The organism is Nocardioides epinepheli, from assembly GCF_037936805.1.
GTDB lineage: Bacteria > Actinomycetota > Actinomycetes > Propionibacteriales > Nocardioidaceae > Nocardioides.
Genome location: NZ_JBBMMC010000038.1, coordinates 1 through 501, shown reverse-complemented (window position 1 = coordinate 501; position 501 = coordinate 1). Strand labels below are relative to the sequence as shown.

The following is a 501-nucleotide window of genomic DNA, read 5'->3' as shown; positions in this document are numbered from 1 at the left end:
CAGCTTCGGGTCATCGACCCGCACCGAGCTCAGCGGCACGTTGCCGGTGTTGGTGACGGTGAAGGAGTAGGTGATCTCGTCGCCCGCATCGGTCACACCCGAGCCGTCGACGTCGTCGATCGCGGAGACGGACTTGTCCAGCTCGATCGACGGCGCCGGCGTGTCGACGCCCGTCGTGGTGGTGTCGGTGGACTTCACGTCCGGGCCACGCGGCGGGGTACCCGTCACGGTGGCGGTGTTGACCACATTCCCACCCTGGTCGGACTGCTTGATCGTGTACGGCGCAGCCGTACACGTCACCGACTCCGTCGGCGCCAACGCGTTCGGCGCACACGTCACCGCACCGACCAGCGGGTCGTTGACCTGCACCGGGTCCAAGGTCACGTTCCCGGTGTTGGTCACGGTGAAGGTGTAGGTGATCTCATCACCCGCATCGACCAGACCCGAGTCGTTCGTGTCCTCGATCGAGGCGACCTGCTTGTCCAACGCGATCGACGGAGT

The 501-nt window shown here is 65.9% G+C and carries 1 protein-coding gene; it reads right to left on the bottom strand.

What is annotated here, in order from left to right; all coding sequences use genetic code 11:
• The coding region (locus WMR31_RS22115) for a CLIPPER-2 domain-containing protein (protein ID WP_340541104.1) at positions 1-501 on the bottom strand (501 nt) is incomplete at both ends.